Genomic DNA, 250 nt, shown 5'->3' with positions numbered 1-250 from the left:
AAAAGTCAGCTGAAAAGCTAGCTTCAAACAAACATTAAATTGAGAGTTTGATCCTGGCTCAGGACGAACGCTGGCGGCGTGCTTAACACATGCAAGTCGAACGGGATTTAGTAGACAGAAGCTTCGGTGGAAGATTACTAATGAGAGTGGCGAACGGGTGAGTAACGCGTGAGCAACCTGCCTATGACAGTGGGATAGCCTCGGGAAACCGGGATTAATACCGCATAAAATCGTAGAAACACATGTTTTA

1 rRNA gene is annotated in these 250 nt (G+C 46.0%); it reads left to right on the top strand.

Going from position 1 to position 250, the window contains the following annotated elements:
* Nucleotides 1-35 precede the first annotated feature (35 nt).
* Nucleotides 36-250, top strand: a 16S ribosomal RNA gene (locus ACU68U_RS09420); the annotation flags it as partial.

The organism is Finegoldia sp. P3-F-LR (assembly GCF_052932165.1).
This window is presented reverse-complemented; position numbering and strand designations above follow the sequence as displayed.